Annotated in this window: 14 protein-coding genes, 2 rRNA genes and 1 pseudogene; 8 read left to right on the top strand and 9 right to left on the bottom strand. The window is 46.0% G+C overall.

Annotation, left to right across the window (positions count from 1 at the left end; genetic code table 11):
* Positions 1-345: 345 nt before the first annotated feature.
* The 3 genes from ACO05V_RS01020 to ACO05V_RS01010 all read left to right on the top strand — a co-directional run bounded on the left by ACO05V_RS01020 (position 346) and on the right by ACO05V_RS01010 (position 4,559).
* Positions 346-3,235 (top strand): 23S ribosomal RNA (locus ACO05V_RS01020).
* Positions 3,236-3,425: 190 nt separating this feature from the next.
* Positions 3,426-3,540: ribosomal RNA gene (rrf, locus tag ACO05V_RS01015) — 5S ribosomal RNA — on the top strand.
* 590 nt (positions 3,541-4,130) lie between these two features.
* Positions 4,131-4,559, top strand: coding sequence for a hypothetical protein (locus ACO05V_RS01010; protein ID WP_421846675.1), 429 nt, complete (start codon positions 4,131-4,133; stop codon positions 4,557-4,559).
* Here ACO05V_RS01010 and ACO05V_RS01005 read toward each other — a convergent pair.
* Positions 4,529-5,035, bottom strand: coding sequence for a helix-turn-helix domain-containing protein (locus tag ACO05V_RS01005; protein ID WP_421856840.1), 507 nt, complete (start codon positions 5,033-5,035; stop codon positions 4,529-4,531). The genes ACO05V_RS01010 and ACO05V_RS01005 overlap by 31 nt on opposite strands.
* A pseudogene (locus ACO05V_RS01000) lies at positions 5,015-5,971 on the bottom strand (class 1 fructose-bisphosphatase); the annotation flags it as partial. The gene ACO05V_RS01005 and the pseudogene ACO05V_RS01000, both read right to left, overlap by 21 nt.
* 147 nt (positions 5,972-6,118) lie before the next feature.
* Between ACO05V_RS01000 and ACO05V_RS00995 the strand changes: the two are divergent.
* On the top strand, positions 6,119-7,087 hold the full coding sequence (locus tag ACO05V_RS00995) for a zinc transporter ZntB (RefSeq protein WP_421846673.1): 969 nt from the start codon (positions 6,119-6,121) through the stop codon (positions 7,085-7,087).
* A gap of 42 nt (positions 7,088-7,129) precedes the next feature.
* Here the strand turns inward: ACO05V_RS00995 and rpiA are convergent, their stop codons facing one another.
* A complete protein-coding gene (gene rpiA / locus ACO05V_RS00990) occupies positions 7,130-7,801 on the bottom strand; it encodes a ribose-5-phosphate isomerase RpiA (protein ID WP_421846671.1) in 672 nt (223 codons plus the stop codon).
* Positions 7,802-8,099: 298 nt separating this feature from the next.
* Here rpiA and ilvA point away from each other — a divergent pair, with 298 nt between their 5' ends.
* The 4 genes from ilvA (at position 8,100) to ACO05V_RS00970 (ending at position 13,484) form a co-directional block, all read left to right on the top strand.
* Positions 8,100-9,605, top strand: a complete 1,506-nt coding sequence (gene ilvA / locus ACO05V_RS00985; protein ID WP_421846669.1) for a threonine ammonia-lyase, biosynthetic — start codon at positions 8,100-8,102, stop codon at positions 9,603-9,605.
* A gap of 134 nt (positions 9,606-9,739) precedes the next feature.
* A complete protein-coding gene (argS, locus tag ACO05V_RS00980; RefSeq protein WP_421846667.1) occupies positions 9,740-11,473 on the top strand; it encodes an arginine--tRNA ligase in 1,734 nt (577 codons plus the stop codon).
* A gap of 134 nt (positions 11,474-11,607) precedes the next feature.
* Positions 11,608-12,591, top strand: coding sequence for a type I asparaginase (locus ACO05V_RS00975; RefSeq protein WP_421846665.1), 984 nt, complete (start codon positions 11,608-11,610; stop codon positions 12,589-12,591).
* Between the two features lie 23 nt (positions 12,592-12,614).
* A complete protein-coding gene (locus tag ACO05V_RS00970) occupies positions 12,615-13,484 on the top strand; it encodes a DMT family transporter (RefSeq protein WP_421846663.1) in 870 nt (289 codons plus the stop codon).
* Positions 13,485-13,498: 14 nt separating this feature from the next.
* Here ACO05V_RS00970 and ACO05V_RS00965 read toward each other — a convergent pair whose 3' ends face one another.
* The 6 genes from ACO05V_RS00965 to ACO05V_RS00940 all read right to left on the bottom strand — a co-directional run bounded on the left by ACO05V_RS00965 (position 13,499) and on the right by ACO05V_RS00940 (position 19,632).
* The gene (locus tag ACO05V_RS00965) at positions 13,499-14,119 is read right to left on the bottom strand and encodes a ubiquinone biosynthesis accessory factor UbiJ (protein WP_421846661.1); all 621 of its coding nucleotides are present in this window, start codon (positions 14,117-14,119) and stop codon (positions 13,499-13,501) included.
* Between the two features lie 38 nt (positions 14,120-14,157).
* On the bottom strand, positions 14,158-14,541 hold the full coding sequence (locus ACO05V_RS00960) for a gamma-butyrobetaine hydroxylase-like domain-containing protein (RefSeq protein ID WP_421846659.1): 384 nt from the start codon (positions 14,539-14,541) through the stop codon (positions 14,158-14,160).
* Between the two features lie 80 nt (positions 14,542-14,621).
* Positions 14,622-15,944 carry an ATP-dependent protease ATPase subunit HslU gene (gene hslU, locus ACO05V_RS00955; RefSeq protein ID WP_421846657.1) on the bottom strand — a complete coding sequence of 441 codons (1,323 nt, stop codon included), beginning with the start codon at positions 15,942-15,944 and terminating at the stop codon, positions 14,622-14,624.
* A gap of 72 nt (positions 15,945-16,016) precedes the next feature.
* Positions 16,017-16,568, bottom strand: coding sequence for an ATP-dependent protease subunit HslV (hslV, locus tag ACO05V_RS00950; RefSeq protein WP_421846655.1), 552 nt, complete (start codon positions 16,566-16,568; stop codon positions 16,017-16,019).
* A 120-nt stretch (positions 16,569-16,688) separates the two neighbouring features.
* A complete protein-coding gene (locus tag ACO05V_RS00945; RefSeq protein WP_421846653.1) occupies positions 16,689-17,324 on the bottom strand; it encodes an SPOR domain-containing protein in 636 nt (211 codons plus the stop codon).
* A 76-nt stretch (positions 17,325-17,400) separates the two neighbouring features.
* On the bottom strand, positions 17,401-19,632 hold the full coding sequence (locus ACO05V_RS00940) for a primosomal protein N' (RefSeq protein WP_421846651.1): 2,232 nt from the start codon (positions 19,630-19,632) through the stop codon (positions 17,401-17,403).
* Positions 19,633-19,698 lie beyond the last annotated feature (66 nt).

The following is a 19,698-nucleotide window of genomic DNA, read 5'->3' as shown; positions in this document are numbered from 1 at the left end:
CGTTCACACAAATTATCTGATAACTGTTAAATACAGTAACTATCTACTTTAGAAAGCTTAGCGACAAAGCTTTAAGCAAGACACTAAACACTCACTTAGATGATGCGTTTAGTCTCTGACTTAGTGCTTTGCACTAAACTTGCTCTTTAACAATTCGAATTTTGAAATAACGATGAATCAAGCGTTAAACCGGTGGAAGTTCACTTGCTCTTATTCTTTAAGGATAACGACTTAGTGACTTCTATTATCGTAAATCCAGAGGGGTACAAAAGCCCTTTGGTATGTGATCTGATTTATGTTTCTACTTTTCCTTTTGGAATCGTAAAAAACTATTTTGGGTTATATGGTCAAGTGACCAAGCGTGCACGGTGGATGCCTTGGCAGTCAGAGGCGATGAAGGACGTGGTAATCTGCGAAAAGGTTCGGGGAGTCGATAAACAGGCTTTGATCCGAACATGTCCGAATGGGGAAACCCACTCTACTTGTAGAGTATCCCACAGTGAATACATAGCTGTGTGGAGGCGAACCCGGGGAACTGAAACATCTAAGTACCCGGAGGAAAAGAAATCAACCGAGATTCCCTAAGTAGCGGCGAGCGAAAGGGGATTAGCCCTTAAGTGGTTTTGGTGTTAGTAGAAGGCTCTGGAAAGTGCCGCGATAGAGGGTGATAGCCCCGTATACGAAAACACCCTAATCATGAAAACGAGTAGGACGGGACACGTGTTATCCTGTCTGAATATGGGGGGACCATCCTCCAAGGCTAAATACTCCTGACTGACCGATAGTGAACCAGTACCGTGAGGGAAAGGCGAAAAGAACCCCTGTGAGGGGAGTGAAATAGATCCTGAAACCGTGTACGTACAAGCAGTGGGAGCGGACTTGTTCCGTGACTGCGTACCTTTTGTATAATGGGTCAACGACTTATTTTCAGTAGCAAGGTTAAGCATGTAGTGGAGCCGTAGGGAAACCGAGTCTTAATAGGGCGTTTAGTTGCTGGGAATAGACCCGAAACCGGGCGATCTATCCATGAGCAGGTTGAAGGTTGAGTAACATCAACTGGAGGACCGAACCCACATCCGTTGAAAAGGCTGGGGATGACTTGTGGATAGGAGTGAAAGGCTAATCAAGCTCGGAGATAGCTGGTTCTCCTCGAAAGCTATTTAGGTAGCGCCTCGTATCTCACCATTGGGGGTAGAGCACTGTTTGGGCTAGGGGGTCATCCCGACTTACCAACCCCATGCAAACTCCGAATACCAATGAGTGCAATTACGGGAGACACACGGCGGGTGCTAACGTCCGTCGTGGAAAGGGAAACAACCCAGACCGTCAGCTAAGGTCCCAAAGTACCAGTTAAGTGGGAAACGATGTGGGAAGGCTTAGACAGCTAGGAGGTTGGCTTAGAAGCAGCCATCCTTTAAAGAAAGCGTAATAGCTCACTAGTCGAGTCGGCCTGCGCGGAAGATATAACGGGGCTCAAACTGGTCACCGAAGCTACGGATGCTTAGTTTACTAGGCATGGTAGAGGAGCGTTCTGTAAGCCGTTGAAGGTCAAGCTGTAAGGCAGGCTGGAGGTATCAGAAGTGCGAATGTTGACATGAGTAACGATAAGGGGAGTGAAAAACTCCCCCGCCGGAAGACCAAGGTTTCCTGTCCCATGTTAATCAGGGCAGGGTGAGTCGGCCCCTAAGGCGAGGCAGAAATGCGTAGTCGATGGGAAACAGGTTAATATTCCTGTACTCGTGCATATTGCGATGGAGAGACGGAGAAGGCTAGGCCAGCACGGCGATGGTTGTCTGTGTTTAAGGCGGTAGGTTTAGGGCTTAGGCAAATCCGGGCCCTTTTAAGACCGAGAACTGATGACGAGCCCTCTTTTGGGCGAAGTGGTTGATGCCATGCTTCCAGGAAAAACTTCTAAGCTTCAGATATGCAGGAACCGTACCCCAAACCGACACAGGTGGTCAGGTAGAGAATACCAAGGCGCTTGAGAGAACTCGGGTGAAGGAACTAGGCAAAATGGTACCGTAACTTCGGGAGAAGGTACGCCGGCCGGTGTGAAGGACTTGCTCCGTAAGCACTAGTCGGTCGAAGATACCAGGTGGCTGCGACTGTTTATTAAAAACACAGCACTCTGCAAACACGAAAGTGGACGTATAGGGTGTGACGCCTGCCCGGTGCTTGAAGGTTAATTGATGGGGTTAGCGCAAGCGAAGCTCTTGATCGAAGCCCAAGTAAACGGCGGCCGTAACTATAACGGTCCTAAGGTAGCGAAATTCCTTGTCGGGTAAGTTCCGACCTGCACGAATGGCGTAACGATGGCCACACTGTCTCCACCCGAGACTCAGTGAAATTGAAATCGCAGTGAAGATGCTGTGTATCCGCGGCTAGACGGAAAGACCCCGTGAACCTTTACTATAGCTTCACAGTGAACTTTGAACCTACTTGTGTAGGATAGGTGGGAGGCTTTGAAGCGCAGACGCTAGTTTGCGTGGAGCCACTCTTGAAATACCACCCTGGTATGTTTGAGGTTCTAACTCAGGTCCCTAATCGGGATCGAGGACACTGTGTGGTGGGTAGTTTGACTGGGGCGGTCTCCTCCCAAAGAGTAACGGAGGAGCACGAAGGTGTGCTCAGCATGGTCGGAAATCATGCATAGAGTGTAAAGGCAAAAGCACGCTTAACTGCGAGACAGACACGTCGAGCAGGTACGAAAGTAGGTCTTAGTGATCCGGTGGTTCTGTATGGAAGGGCCATCGCTCAACGGATAAAAGGTACTCCGGGGATAACAGGCTGATACCGCCCAAGAGTTCACATCGACGGCGGTGTTTGGCACCTCGATGTCGGCTCATCACATCCTGGGGCTGAAGCCGGTCCCAAGGGTATGGCTGTTCGCCATTTAAAGTGGTACGCGAGCTGGGTTTAGAACGTCGTGAGACAGTTCGGTCCCTATCTGCCGTGGACGTTTGAGATTTGAGAGGAGCTGCTCCTAGTACGAGAGGACCGGAGTGGACGAACCTCTGGTGTTCCGGTTGTCACGCCAGTGGCATTGCCGGGTAGCTATGTTCGGACGGGATAACCGCTGAAAGCATCTAAGCGGGAAGCCTCCCTTAAGATAAGATCTCACTGGAACTTAAGTTCCCTAAAGAGCCGTTCGAGACTAGGACGTTGATAGGTTGGGTGTGTAAGTGCTGTGAGGCATTGAGCTAACCAATACTAATTGCTCGTGAGGCTTGACCATATAACACCAAAGTGGTTTTAACGAAAACGTTAAAAAGACACATAATACGATCCGGTTTAATACTTGATACACGTTATTTCAAAACAGAATTGTTAAAGATCCAAGCACGTATTCGCGTGTTTTGAGACGAGCTAACCCTAACAAGTCAGCGCACAACACAGTGCACCTCAGAACAAACGCAACAGAATTGCTTGACGATCATAGAGGCGTTGAACCACCTGATCCCATCCCGAACTCAGAAGTGAAAAGCGCCATCGCCGATGGTAGTGTGGGAGATCCCATGTGAGAGTAGGTCGTCGTCAAGCTTTATATTAAGAAAAAACCCATCCTGCTCAGCAGGGTGGGTTTTTTCGTTATGGGGAATCGAATCACCAACGCCGATGGTCGAGTGGGGCTCTTTATAACAGACAAGCATGTGGTAATATGTCGTCGTCAAGCTTTATATTAAGAAGGCCCTGATAGCTAACGCTGTCAGGGCTTTTTTTCGTCTCAAGGAAATGCGCCTATCCGTATTAAAGCAATTCCCTTGCCCTTCGGTTCGCTTGCGCCTGTTTCGTCCCTCAACGCGTCTGCGTGAATCCAGTACTAAAGTACCTGTTCTCTTTTACTTAAGTTACTAGTGTCTGAAACAAAGTGTTTTTTGTCACTTATTCATCTGTTTGTAAAAAACTTCATTCCGTAATATAGATCGAAAGTTATATCGATTTCGTTAGCTATTACGAGATTATAAGTTCTTGTAAATATTGGAGCAGAGTTTTTATGGATACATTGCGAACAGTGTTAATTTTCCTTCATTTGATTGTTTTCGCATTTGCTATAAGTAAATTATATAAGTGATTTTAATCTGTTTTTCCGACGTTCGAATTTATTTGAGTTGCAGTTATTGGGACGTCAGATGAGCTTCTTGCTTGGTGGGCTGTGGATTACAGGGACTGGAGTTGTTTTTATTGATACGTCTTTTGACCCTGTGTTGATTCTTGCATCTGATAAGCTTTTGGCGAAATTGGTTTGTGTGAGTGTTTTAACCATTAATGCGACTCTGATACATAATATTGTTTTTAAAAAGGCCCAGAAAGCTAAACTAAGTTATACAGATATGCTGGTCATGACCATCCCTGGAGCCATTAGCACATGCTCATGGACATTTGCTGGTTTCTTGGGAGTGGCACGTCCATTAGCAGAGTATTTATCTTTTCAGCATTTTCTGATCTTATATGGTGTCTGCTTGTTTTTGGCAATTGCTTTAATGGTCTTTATTTCTCCTATTATTAGAAGAAATTGGAGTGAAAAGGGTTATGTTAAAGGCCCACTTTCTTTTTCATGATGAGGCTTGTTTGCTAGGTAAAAACGTTCCCGGAAAGCTTTAGGTGTTAGTCCCATTTCTTCGATAAAGCGTTTGCGGAGTGCGCTAGCGCTTTGGTAGCCCATAGAATAAGCAATACTTTCGAAGGGTTGTGAGGTAGTTTCGAGTAAATCACAGGTTTTTTGTATCCTAAGATTTTGTATATATCGAGTAGGTTTCAGTCCTGTTGCATTGAAAAATCGACGTTGAAGTGTGCGTTCACTTAAACAGGCTTTGTCTGCTAACATCGTAATGGAGAGGCGTTCTTGGTAGTGAGTGCCAAGGTAGTGTTGTAGATTTAATATAGTATCATCACCATGATTAAGGCGAGGAGTGAATTTTTGGTAATAGCGCTGTTCACGTTGGGATGTGTCTATAACAAGAATATGACCAAGTTCTCTTAATACGCTTGATTTACTGTATAGGGTAACCAACTCAAAACTTAGGCACTTATCCACTTCGTTTGCGGCACCTAGTATGACGGCAACACGTTGGTGAATAGCCTCTGGTTGAATATCCAGAATGCGTTGAGTGTGCGTATGAGCTTTGCCGCCAGCTTGTTCCAATAACATCGCCATTGGGTTAGCTTCATACATTAGACGTAGCTTGCCAGCTTTAGATGGGTCTTTATTATCCCACGGATAGATGAAGATACCTCCGCGACAAAGAATACGATGTACATCGCCCACCATAGCTGCTACCCAGCGCATATTGAAGTTTTTACCACGAGCCCCTTCTTTGCCTTTTACTAAATCATTTACATAGCTTTGCATGTTGCCAGACCAGAAGCGTTGATTAGACATGTTGATGGCAAATTCTTGGGTGTCTTTCGCTACTTGAACTTTTTCATGGGTTGACATGAAGACATGTTTGGTTGGGTCGTAAGTAAACATATTGACGCCATCGCCAGTGGTAAGAACCAACATGGTTGATGGACCATACAGCACGTAACCCGCTGCGACTTGTTCTTTGCCAGGAATTAAAAAGTCCGCTTCGGTTGCTGGCTTGTCACCTGTTTGGCGATAGATCGAAAAGATAGTCCCGACCATGGCGTTGATGTCGATATTAGAAGAGCCATCTAGCGGGTCAAAGGCGATGAAGTATTCACCATCTGTATTAGCAGGAACTATGTGGTCTTCTTCTTCTGAGGCAATGGCTCTCACTGCTGGGCAAGCAAGCAGTGCGTCTTTCAGCATGTCGTTGGAGATGACATCCAGCTTTTTCTGTTCTTCGCCTTGAACATTTTCATTGCCAGCCATGCCTAAAATACCTGCAAGCGAGCCTTGTTTAAGCGCATCTGAGATCGCAATGCAGGTCTCTGTTGTTACCGTTAACACCGATTGTAAGGCTTCTGGTACTTCGCTTGATGCTAAAACATCAGGTAGATTTTGCATGGTGTGGCATTTCCTTGTTATTTGAAGTTGTTTAAATTATGCCACTCTAGACATTAAGTGTCAGCCAAGGTAGGAATATGAAGGCAAAATAAATAGGGAAAACCAACGTTTTCAGATAATCTACGCAAAATGTTGAGAGGAATGTCTATGTCTGCGTTTGTTGTACACAACTTAGAGCTTGATGGTCGAGGTGGCGCTACGTCGTTACCTGTTTCGGAGCTACCTAAAGTCTTGCCGGATCAAGGTTGTCGCTGGGTGCATTTAGATGCTCTCCAAGAAGATGGCTATGATTGGTTATCTAGCTTAGAAGGTATACCTGAGACGGCTGTAGAGGCTTTATTTGCGGAGGAAACTCGTCCTCGTACGGTAAAAATGGGTAAGGGGTTATTACTCACTTTGCGCGGAGTGAATTTAAACCCAGAGTCTAATCCTTCTGACATGGTGTCCTTACGCCTTTGGGTAACGCCTCATTTTATTGTTTCTAGTCGGCGTCGTAAGTTGCTATCTGTACAAGATGTCGTAAAGGATCTAGCGAATAATGAAGGGCCAACAAACACTGGCGATATTGTCGCAACACTGACAGAAACCCTGACGGGGCGCATGGCGAAAGTTATTACTGGTTTAGAAGATGAGCTGGCAGATTTAGAAGAAAGCATTGGTGAGGGGATTGAAGCAGGACAACGCGATTCGCTGGTTCAGCGTCGCCTGGAAACCATTCGTCTAAGACGTTTCTTGGTTCCACAAAAAGACGCGATTAATAAATTGTCGCAAGAATCTGTTACTTGGATGACAGTAGATCAAATCGCACAAGTGCAAGAAGCGGCCAACGATATCACTCGTTATGTCGAAGGCTTGGAGTCGTTGCGTGAACGCTGCTTGTTGATGCAAGAAGAGTTTGCCAACTTACAGGCTGAAAAGATGAATGCTCGAATGTACGTGCTATCGATTCTGTCGGGTATTTTTATGCCGTTGGGCTTCTTAACTGGCTTGTTTGGTATCAACATTGGCGGCATGCCAGGTACTGATAGCAGCGCTGCGTTTTGGTTGTTTTGCGTAGTTTTGGTAGTGTTAGGTGGTGGGCAGTTTTTGCTAATGAGAAAAAGCCGCTGGTTTTAATCAAGCGGCTTTTTCTTATCTTATGAATAAAAACACTGAAGGCTATTTTTTCAGTGTTTTAATGCCATCTTTCGTGGCTAATAGCAAAACGTCCGCTGAGCGTTTTGCGAACAAGCCATTCGTTACCACACCAACAATGCCGTCGATGCTTTTTTCTAGTGCTATTGGATCAAGAATTTCTAAATTGTAGACATCAAGAATATGGTTGCCGTTGTCCGTAACAACGCCTTCACGATAAACCGGGTCTCCGCCTAATTTTACCAATTCACGTGCAACATGGCCGCGTGCCATTGGAATGATTTCAACTGGTAACGGAAAATCTCCTAGGATTTTTACCAACTTAGACTCATCCGCGATGCAGACAAACTCATCACTGCATGCAGCAACGATTTTTTCGCGAGTGAGCGCCGCGCCACCGCCTTTGATCAAATGCAGATTGTCATTCGACTCATCCGCACCATCAACATACACGCGAATGCTGTCAACGCTGTTCAAATCATAGACAGGAATACCGTGTTTTTTTAGACGTTCTGTAGAAGCTTCAGAGCTTGCCACTGTGCCGTCAAATAAACCTTTGTGCTTGGCTAATTCATCAATGAATAGATTTGCCGTAGAGCCTGTGCCAACACCGACGATAGTATCGGCTTCTAACATAGGAAGAATGTAAGCAACCGCAGCTTCTGCAACGGCTTGTTTTAATTCGTCTTGAGTCATGGTGATGTTCACCTTCTATTATAATTTTACTAGGGGGCGGTATTATTCGGCTTATCTTTTATGATAAACCACCTCTGATGGTGGTGATATTATAGGCGCTTCAAGATGTGATTGTTACCCCGCCTGATCAAGCTAATTATCGATTTTATGCCTTTTTAATGTGAATTTAGAGGGCATCGGTCTTTGCGCCAAGAGAGGTGAAAGAGTATATTTCCTACTCGGTTTTTTTTGACTAGCCGTCAGCGTAGATGTCGTTAAGAACATCGTGTTGTCGATTTATATTCGTTTAGGAAACACTATGCCTCATACCATGATCAAAAAGATTCTACAGGCGCGCGTTTATGACGTTGCCGTAGAAACACCACTGTCTCGAGCCAATCAATTGTCGAATCGATTGGGTAACGAGATTATTTTGAAGCGAGAAGATTTGCAGCCAGTTTTCTCTTTCAAAATTCGTGGGGCATACAACAAGATTTGTCAGTTAACACCGGAAGAGCGTGCTCGTGGCGTTATTGCAGCATCGGCTGGTAATCATGCGCAAGGCTTGGCTTTGGCGGCGAAAAAGTTGGGCATTCAGGCAACGATTGTGATGCCAGCGACTACGCCCGAAGTAAAAGTCAGCGCGGTACGTAATCACGGCGCGGAAGTGGTTTTGTTTGGTGATGCCTTTGATGAAGCGTCGGCAAAATCTCGTGAAATTATGGAGCAGACTGGCCAAGTTTATGTTCATCCATTTGATGATTTGGATACGATTGCGGGTCAAGGCACAATCGGCATGGAAATTCTGCACCAGCACGAAGGTAATATCGACGCGATTTTCGTTCCTGTTGGCGGCGGTGGTTTGATCGCTGGAATAGCAGCCTATGTAAAATACTTGCGCCCAGACATCAAAATTATCGGTGTTGAGCCAGAAGATGCCGCGTGTCTAAAAATAGCGATGGAAAAAGGCAAGCCAACTCGTTTAGCGACGGTGGGTATTTTTGCGGAAGGCGTTGCCGTGGCTGAAATTGGACACAATACCTTTGCCATTGCTAAAGACACAGTCGACGAAGTGATCACAGTAACCACAGACGAAATGTGTGCGGCGATCAAAGACATTTACGATGATACGCGTGCGATTACAGAACCTGCTGGCGCTTGCGCCTTGGCTGGCTTGAAGAAATACATCGAGCGCGAAGGTGCGAAAGGCCAAACGCTTATCGCTATTAACAGTGGTGCGAACGTCAATTTTGACCGCTTGCGCCATGTATCTGAACGGGCGGAATTAGGTGAAAAACGCGAAGCCATTATTGCGGTGAAGATTCCGGAGCATCCGGGTAGCTTTAAAGATTTCTGCCAAGCCTTGGTTAGCCGTAATATCACTGAATTCAACTATCGCTATGGCGATGATCAAGAAGCGGTGATTTTCGTTGGTGTTGCCTTAGGTGGTAGCCCGCATAGCCGTAAAGAGCTATTGGAAGATTTGAAAGAATACGAGATTGTTGATTTGACCGATGACGAAACCGCTAAGGTGCATGTTCGTCACATGATCGGTGGACATCTGCGCAGTGATAAAGGTGAGTTGCTGTACACTTTTGAGTTTCCTGAACGCCCAGGTGCCTTGTTGAAATTCTTAAACACTCTTGGTGGTCAATGGAATATTTCCATGTTCCATTATCGCAATCACGGTGATGCTTACGGTCGCGTCTTGGTGGGTTTGCAAGCGGTTGGAGAAGAGGCCGATGTGACTCAATTCTTAGATGAACTAGGTTATCCATACCAAGACGAAAATAACAACGAAGCTTGTAAGCTGTTCTTTCGCTAAAAGCACGAAAATCGGTTATCATTAGCGCAATTATTTTTTGAATTCAGCCCTCTGATTGGTCACAGTCAGAGGGCTGTGTGATTCTAATATGTTGCCATTATTAGCGACATATTTACTGTTTAAAGGTCTCCCTTGTGAATATTCAAACTCTTCTAAATCAACGCATTCAAGCGGCTATGGTTGCGGCTGGCGCGTCCGATACTGCGCAAGCGTTAGTACGTCAATCTGCAAAAGTTCAATTTGGTGATTACCAAGCTAATGGCATTATGGGCGCAGCGAAGGCGCTAAAAATGAATCCTCGTGATTTTGCCCAAGCCACACTAGAGAAATTGGACTTGTCTGATCTTGCCGATAAGGTGGAAATCGCCGGACCAGGCTTTATTAATATTTTCTTGAAGAATGTTTGGTTGAGCAAAGAGTTGGTGCAATTGCGTACCAGCGAGCGTCTTGATGTAAAACCTGTTGAGGCTCCAGAAACCGTTGTTGTCGATTACTCTGCGCCAAACCTTGCCAAAGAGATGCACGTTGGTCATTTGCGTTCTACCGTTATTGGTGACGCGGTTGTTCGCACGTTAGAGTTCTTTGGTCATCATGTGGTTCGTCAAAACCACGTAGGCGATTGGGGTACGCAATTTGGTATGCTGTTGGCCTACATGGAACGCTTACGTGCTGAGAATACCAAAATCAGTATGGCGCTTTCCGATCTTGAAACCTTCTACCGTGCGGCGAAAACCTGCTTTGACGAGGACGAAGCTTTCGCGGCTCGTGCTCGTGAATTGGTTGTTGCGCTGCAGTCTGGTGATGAAGAATGTTTGGCGCTTTGGGATGAGTTTATCAATATCTCCATGACTCACTGTGAAGAAACCTACAAGATGTTAGGCGTTTCTTTAGAGCGTCAGCACGTGATGCCAGAAAGTGCTTATAACGATGACTTACAGAACGTTATCAATGAGCTACAAGATCAAGGTTTGCTGCAAGAATCCAATGGCGCACAGTGTGTTTTCATGGAAGAGTTCGCCAATAAAGAAGGCGAAATTACGCCAATTATCGTACAGAAAACCGGTGGAGGCTTCTTGTATGCCACAACCGATTTAGCGGCGGTGCGTTTCCGTCAACATACCTTGAATGCTAATCGTGTGTTGTATTTTGTGGATGCGCGCCAGTCTTTGCATTTCCAACAGATTTTCACCTTGTCTCGCAAAGCGGGCTTTGTGAAACCAGAAACACAACTGGAACACATGCCGTTTGGTACCGTGATGGGCAGCGATGGTAAACCATTCAAAACTCGTTCTGGTGGCGTGGCGAAATTGTCTTCTTTGTTGGAAGAGGCTCAAGAGCGTGCTTATCAATTGGTGGCATCGAAGAACCCAGAAATGAGCGAAGAAGAGTTGCGTAATATTGGTCGTGTGGTCGGTATTGCTTCAGTGAAATACGCTGATCTATCGAAAAACCGTACCAGTGATTATGTTTTCAACTGGGATACCATGTTGAGCTTCGAAGGCAACACAGCACCTTACTTGCTGTACGCTTATTCTCGCGTAGCGAGCATCGTTAAACGCTCTGAAATTGATGTGGCGAGCTTGACCGGTGATATTGCTATCGATGAGCCGCAAGAACGCGCCTTGGCGGTTAAGTTGTGCCAGTTTGAAGAAGCGATTCAACAGGTTGCTAACGACGGTATGCCGCATTTCTTGTGTGCCTACTTGTACGACTTAGCGGGAACCTTTATGACTTTCTACGAAGCGTGTCCTATTCTAAATGCCGAAGACGAAGTGAAACATAGCCGTTTACAATTGGCGTTGAACACGGCTTCAACTCTGAAACTTGGCTTGTCTTTGTTAGGGATTGAAACCTTAGAGCGCATGTAAAATCTCTCTACCGGTTTGTTTTAATGAATAAAATAAAAGGTGCTTTTCTGCTCGATTAGCGCCTTTTATGTTTTAAATCTTAAGTGACATAATCCGCACGTAAAATAGGATTAATAAAGAGGAAGAGTCAGCAGATGAAGATTTATATTGCCTACACAGGCGGCACGATTGGTATGGTGCCTTCGGATCAAGGCTTGATACCCGATGCAGCCTTTGCTGATCATCTTACCCAACATTTAAACGAATCCGATGAGCTTGCCCACGATTTTGTGATTACAAGTTATCCAACCTTAATCGATTCCTCCAATGCGACGCCAAAAGACTGGCAAACCATCGCTCGTGATATTGAAAGCAAATGGCATGACTTCGATGCGTTTATTGTTTTGCATGGCACAGACACCATGGCTTATACCTCGGCGGCGTTGTCTTATATGTTTGCTCACAGTGACAAACCTATTATCGTGACTGGCTCGCAAGTGCCCATGTATAAGGTGCGTACCGATGCGATGATAAATGTCATGGGCGCCATCTCCGCTTGCGAAGAACTTAACTGTGAAAATAATCGCAATGGCGTGTTTTTATTCTTCGCAGGGCGATTGATAGAAGGCGACCGAGCTCATAAAGCTCACACCAGTGATTGGCAAGCTTTCAGCTCGCCAAACTGCCCAGAGCGAGGCATATTAGGTATTGATTGGCGCTGGCGCTCTACGGATGTTGTGAAGCAGCCAATGGTCATTCAAATCCCAGAGATGGACGAAGGCGCGGTTACTATTCTGCCTGTTTTCCCTGGCGTACAGGTCGCTCATTGGCAAGGCTTGTTGAATGAGAACGTAAAAGGTGCTGTGTTATTAAGCTATGGCGCTGGCAATGCTCCCGATAACAATCCTGCTCTTTTAGCGCTATTAAAAGCTGTAACAGACCGCGGTGTTGTTATCGTTAATGTCAGCCAATGTGGTGCTGGTAGCGTCGCCGCGGGCGCTTATGCGGCTGGCTCTGCTTTGATGAAAGCAGGCGTGGTGTCAGGAACAGATATGACTTACGAAGTCGCGTTTGTGAAATTGAGCTTCTTGATCGGTTTAGGCCTTTCGAGCGAAGAAATTAAAAAACACTTTTCCTAATGGAAAACTAAAAAGGAATTTACATGGCATTTTTATATGTGCTCTTAGTGCTGATTTGGTCAACAGGTTTTATCACGGGCAAACTCATCGTGGGTCTGATTGATCCTGACGTCTTTTTGAGTATTCGTTTTGTTTTGGCAGGTTTGCTGTTTCTTGCCATTGCCTTGTTGCAGAGTCGGCGCTTTCCTGCATGGAATGAGCTTCCTAAGCACATCATTGCTGGTATGTTGATGAATGGTTTTTACTTGGGCTTTGCCTATGTCGCTATTGCAAAAGGCTTACCCGCTGGCGTTATGGCCTTAATCGGCGCGTTACAGCCCGTTTTGGTGGCTTTGCTTGCCTTCTTGTTGATCAAAGAAAAGACCTCCCTGAAAGGCGTCATTGGCATGTTGGTTGGTATCGTGGGGCTAGTGTTAGTAATCAGTCCAGCACTAGAGTTAGATATGAGCCACGGAGGCGTCACTTTGCTGACGTTTACCTTGGCTTGCACAGCGATATTTGCCTTGTCACTTGGTGTCACCTACCAAAAAATGTCGATATCATCATCTGATATTTTTAGTTCTATGGCGATACAAAACCTTGCGGCGAGCGTCGTCTCCATTGGCTTTATGCTGTTGCTGGGTGAAACCTTATTTGCAGTTCAGCTGGAATCTTTCTTACTCGTTATCTGGGGCGTACTGGTTCTATCTGGCGGTGGTGTTTTCTTGATGGTGTGGTTATTGAGAAAAGTCAGAGCGTCACAGGTGTCGACTATGCTGCTATTAGCGCCGCCGTTAGCAGCGGTAGAAAGTTATTTCTTATTCAGCGAATCCATGACGACCATTCAAATCATCGGTTTTGTGATTACCATCGTCGGTGTGTATTTTAGTCGGGCAAAACCCAGTGATAATTGAGAAGAAAAGCTGACTTAGCTTTTCTTCTCTAAAATCCTCAACCTAGTTTCAGTACGATCAATCAAGGTGCCGAAGCGTTCCATTTCATCGACGAAGTTGTCGAATTCAATTTTGCTTGGCAGTAACTGGCTGTCGGTTTGTAGGTGATGAACCATCTGCATTCTGGCATTAGTAGCGAATTCTTTGCTCCAAGACCATTGGGCGCGAAATAGGCGAGCAAAGGCGGCTGCGGATAAGTCGCCAATATGATCAGCCAGTAATCCTTCCCAATCAAACTCAAAGTTTTCCATCACTTTATGCAGTGTCATTAAGGCTTGAGCATTGCCTTGAATGCGTAAATCGCCATCAAAGAAACCATCGCCTTCGAGTAATTTTCGGTATGCCGCGCTCGGTCCTTGCACCAGTGTATCCAGTCGTGGATCTAGTTCGACCTCGTCTAGGCTTTCTGGGCGATTAAGCATCACACCTTGTTCGAGAATATGGATCTGCAAAATAAAGGCGAAGTCTTCCACATAAAGAAAAACTTGTTGCCCTGCTAATTTGCTTAGGCGGTCTTGGGAAGGTGTGTCTTGTTTAAGGGCGAGGTTGATCGCATTTTCAATGGCGCTGAGTGCCGATAAACTGAGTGATCCCATAAGAAAATTTTCCAATGATTGCTAGAATGCGGTTAAAACTACACTTGGTGAATTTGAATCATTGAAGTGTCACGCTTCTGGCCTTCTTTTTCAAGGCGATCTAGATACATTTTCCAGAGCTCATCATGGTTTTTGCCAATATTGTAGAGGTATTCCCAAGTATAGAGACCAGTATCATGACTATCATCGAAGGAGATCTTCAGCGCATAATTGCCTGCGCCTTCGATATTATTAATCGCAACGTCTTTTTTGCCGTATTGCAAAATGGGAATTTGTAAGCCATGCCCGCGAACTTCGGCAGAAGGCGAGTGGACGCGTAAGAACTCAGCGCTAAGTCGAAAACTTTGGCCATCGGCGAAAGTGAGTGCCAATTCACGGGATTGCTTGTGATAATTGATAGTCGTTGGCGTAGGCGTTGTCATGATCTCAGTATCCTATGGAAGCCCCTTCAATGAAGGGGCTGTTTCTAAAGAAACGCTTTTCTTGTAGAAGTATGAGTCAATTACAGAATGTATTGGCTTAGGTCTTCGTTTTCAGCGATTTCGCCAAGCTGCTCATCAACGTATGCAGCGGTAATATCGACCGTTTGGTCATTCGGCATGTCGCTAGCGGAATAAGACACTTCCTCAAGCAGACGTTCTAGTACCGTATGCAATCGACGAGCACCGATGTTTTCTGTGCGTTCGTTCACTTGGAAGGCGATCTCGGCAATGCGATGAATGCCTTCTTCAGTGAAGTTCAAATTGATGTGCTCGGTCTTAGCGAGAGCGACATATTGCTTGGTTAACGACATGCTTGGCTCGACCAAGATACGTTTGAAGTCGTTCACAGTTAGCGCGTCTAGCTCAACACGAATTGGCAAGCGACCTTGCAGCTCAGGAATCAAATCCGATGGCTTAGACAAGTGGAATGCACCAGAGGCGATAAATAGGATGTGATCGGTTTTGATCATGCCGTATTTTGTGCTCACCGTACAACCTTCGACCAAAGGCAATAGATCGCGCTGTACGCCTTCGCGGGACACTTCGCCGCCAGAACGTTCAGAGCTTTTTGCGACTTTATCTATTTCATCTAAGAAGACGATACCGTTTTGTTCAACGGCTTCAACCGCACGCGCTTTTAGCTCTTCTTCATTGACCAGTTTTGCCGCTTCTTCGTCGCGAACTTGGCGCAAGGCTTCTTTGACTTTCAATTTACGCTTTTTGGTTTTTTGTGAGCCAAAGCTAGAAAACATGTTTTGCAGCTGGCTGGTCATTTCTTCCATGCCAGGTGGCGTCATGATTTCTACACCCATTGGCGAATCCGCAACGTCGATGTCGATTTCTTTATCATCCAATTGGCCTTCGCGTAATTTCTTACGGAAAGTCTGGCGTGTGCTGTTGTCTTCTAGTTCTGGATCGCCACCACGAGCTGGTGGTAATAGCACATCTAGAATGCGATCTTCTGCGGCATCTTCGGCTTTGTGACGCAGTTTTGCGGTTTCTTGTTCGCGAAGCATCTTAATTGCCATCTCAACCAAATCACGGATGATCGACTCAACATCGCGACCAACATAGCCCACTTCGGTGAATTTAGTCGCTTCGATCTTGATGAAAGGTGCGTTGGATAGTTTAGCCAAACGACGCGCTATTTCAGTTTTACCAACACCGGTTGGCCCAATCATCAAGATGTTTTTAGGGGTAACTTCCGCACGCATTTCTTCTGGAAGTTGCATACGACGCCAGCGGTTACGCAGCGCGATGGCGACTGCACGCTTTGCTTTCTGCTGACCAATAATGTGGTTGTCTAAGGCGTTAACCGTCTCTCTTGGGGTCATGCTACTCATTATCAATTCTCTTCTATGTTCTTGAATGATGTGTTCTTGAATGATGGTTGCGTCGCGTTTTAGACTGATATCCTATGCGGATTTGTCTTCAAGCTGCGGGTCTATTGTAATTTCTTCGATGGTTAAGCTGTGATTAGTGAACACACAAATATCAGCAGCGATGTTGAGGCTTTTCTCAACGATTTCTTTGGCAGATAAGTCAGTGTTGTCAATCAAGGCGCGAGCCGCGGCTTCTGCGAAGTTGCCGCCAGAGCCAATGGCCAATGCGCCGTGTTGTGGCTCGACCACATCACCAGTACCCGTAATGATTAGGGTGCTTTCTTTGTTAGCGACAATCAGCATAGCTTCTAATTTGCGCAATGCTCGGTCAGAGCGCCAGTCTTTGGCAAGATCCACCGCAGCACGCACAAGTTGGCCTTGGTGTTTTTCTAGCTGGCCTTCGAAGCGTTCGAATAGGGTGAAAGCATCCGCCGTACCGCCAGCGAAGCCAGCAATCACTTCTCCATGGTATAGGCGACGTACTTTACGAGCGTTGCCTTTCATCACAGTGTTGCCTAAAGATACTTGTCCATCGCCGCCTACGACGACTTGATTGCCTTTGCGTACAGTAAGAATCGTTGTCATGGTCTACTCCAGTTTCGATTCTAACGAAATGGGGGCAAGCGATAGGATTTCAAGCAAGGATTGCATACAGAGTCAGCTTTCACTTTCTGTATGCAATCTATACGAGATGGTAAGGGAAGGTTATTGCTCTTTTTTGACTTTATAAGAGTAGGATGCAATATCCATAGAAACGAGCTTATCTTCTGCTCGGTTCATTTTAGAGCGTGATTCATAAGGACCGAGAACAACACGGTACCAAGGTTGTTCACCTTGGCCGATAGTTTTGCGAATACTGGCTTCTACCATGCCAGATAGAATCAGTTTAGCCCGCATGCGGTCAGCATCTTCTGGGTTACGAAAGGAGGCTGCTTGCAGCATGTAATAAAAATCTTGCTCGCCACGAGGAGTCGATTGATAAGCGTCTACGTGGCTGGTGTCTACTTCGCTGTTCTGCAGTATTTGATAAAACTCAAAAGTATCTTTTTTCGGCGCTACTGGTGTAGGCGCTTTTTCTTTTACGGGTGCCGGCTTTGGTTTCGGTTTGGGAGCCGCTTTTGTTTTTTCTATTGGTGTTGTTTTTGTTTTTTCTATTGAAGCAGATTTAGGCGCGACTTTATTCAGTTGTGTTAGCCCGTAAATAAAAGCCACGAGGATTGTTGGTACCAGAAGCCATAACCACCACGCGGTTTTACGTTTTTTTTGTGGTGGCGGAGTTCGACGTGTCGCCCCTTTCTTTGGGCGACTTCCTTTTGCTGCAATTTGAACAGGATTAAACATAATTTGGGCTTTTTGCTTTTAGCTTTAGCGTAAATAAATAAACAGAGTGTGAGTTGCGCACATTATGCGGGCAAGATCAGTAAGTTTCCAGTGGATCGACATCAATTGCAAAACGAATTCTATGTTGTTTTGTGGATTGTTCTAACCATTCGGTCATCATTTGCGTTGCCTGATGCAAAGGTGCACGCTGAGCGGCTTTGATCGAAATCAGCGCGCGGTGCTGTCCCGCTTTGCGAACAATGATGGCAGCATAAGGGCCAACCAGATAGACGTCCTTGGCAAAGTAAGGTTCAAGGTCTTTTCTCATGGCGGATAAAAGCTGCATGGCTTCTTGTTCATTACCCGATTCGGCGCGAATGATAACTTGATGGTAAAAGGGTGGAAGCGAGAGTGATTTACGCTCCGCCAAGCCATCAATCGCAAAGTGTTCGTAGCCGAGATTACACAAGCATTCGATAGCCGCGTGGTCTGGGTGATAAGTTTGTAGTAAAACATGCCCCGGTTTTTTTGCGCGACCCGCACGACCTGCGACTTGAGTGATAAGCTGGGCGGTGCGCTCCATGCCACGAAAATCTGAAGAAAACAGCCCTGCGTCGGCATCCATGATAATGACGAGTGTGACGTTAGGGAAATGATGACCTTTCGCCAGCATTTGTGTGCCGATTAGAATCGCTTGGTCATGCTCATGGATTTTCTGAGTGAGTTTCGCCATGGCGGATTTACGTTGAGTGCTGTCTCGGTCAATGCGTAAAATCGGTACATCTTTAAAAAGCGTGCTGAGCTGAGTTTCAATTTGCTCGGTACCTTCGCCGACGGTAAATAACTCTTCAGACTGACATTCAGGGCAAGTATGAATCAATGCCTTTTGCGTGTCGCAATGGTGACAGTGCAGTTTGTTGGCGCGTTTGTGTACGGTCAGATTGACGTCGCAATGATCACAGGCGGCAATCCAGCCACATTGGTGACACATTAAGGTTGGTGCGTAGCCGCGGCGGTTTAGGAACACCAAGACTTGTTCTTTGCGTTCTAAACACAGCTTCATGCTGGCAAGGGCATGTTCACTAAAACCATGAATTAAGGTCTTGCCTCTAAGATCCACTCTTTCCATTTCGGGAATGTGTGCGTTGCCAGCGCGTTGACGAAGTTTGAGCCAAGCAAAGCGCTTTTGCAGGGCGTTGGTTAGGCTCTCATAAGATGGTGTGGCCGAGGCGAGTAGAACAGGAATATTTAGTGCTTGGGCGCGTTTCACAGCAAGGTCACGAGCGTGATAACGGAAGCCTTCGTGTTGTTTATAAGAGGTATCGTGTTCTTCATCAATTACTATCATGCCAAGATTGGGCGCGGGAATAAAAGCCGCCGATCTTGTGCCGATAATGATTTTGGCATGGCCGCTCGCAGCCAATAACCAAGCATCCAGACGTTCCCGGTCGCTCATGTTGGAGTGCATTAAGACGATGTCAGTATTGAAGCGGACTTCAAAGCGTTTTAGAGTTTGTGGCGTTAGGCCGATTTCTGGCACCATGACTAAAATTTGCTTTCCTTCTTCGATCAAGCGTTCCATGACGCGCAAAAATACTTCGGTTTTACCGCTGCCCGTAACACCGTCTAATAAGGTGACGTTGAACTGGTGACGATAATCCAACAAATGTTCTGTGGCGCGCATTTGCTCTGGATTGAGAGTCGGAGGTACTTGAGTTTGGTGTGCGTGCTTTTCACCGCCTTTGCTGAAAGAGCGTGGCTCTCGGCGTAATAAGCCTTTTTCTTCAAGGCTTTTTCCTGCTGCGGGCGCAAGATCTAATATAGACGCTGCATGTTGGCTTAAACCATTGGGATGCTGTTGCACGGCTTTTAAGAAATCTTGTTGGCGTGGCGCTCTGCTGAGTTGTTCAAGAGGCAATGTTTGCCCTTCTGGCGTGGTAAACCACCAGTTTTCCGTACGAAATTCAGCACTTTCACCTTTGCGTAATAGCACAGGTAAAGCGTGAAAAACGACATCGCCAATCGGGTGATGGTAGTAACGCGCGGCCCATTCACATAATGCCATTAGCTCTTCGGTAATCACGGGGCTTTGATCATGCATCGATGTCAGAGGTTTAACTTGCTCAGGATCCCAATCACTGGTGTCGCTAAGTGCGACAATAACGCCAAGACGACTGCTTTTACCAAAAGGCACTTTGACACGCATACCAGGCTTCAGTTCGTGCCTTAATGCAATCGCTTTGGGGACTTTGTAGTCAAACAATGTGCGCATCGGCACAGGCAAAGCGACTTTGATAAATGGATAAGGAGTAAGAAGCACCTCTGACATGCGTTAGGTTAGACCTTGTTTAGTAAAGCAAAAATAGGATGACTCGATCATTTCGTAAGTGTACGT

The sequence above is a fragment of the Marinomonas sp. genome (genome assembly GCF_965225885.1).
In the GTDB taxonomy this organism is placed as follows: domain Bacteria; phylum Pseudomonadota; class Gammaproteobacteria; order Pseudomonadales; family Marinomonadaceae; genus Marinomonas.
The sequence above is the reverse complement of the archived record's forward strand: the minus strand, read 5'-3'. Positions and strand labels throughout refer to the sequence as shown.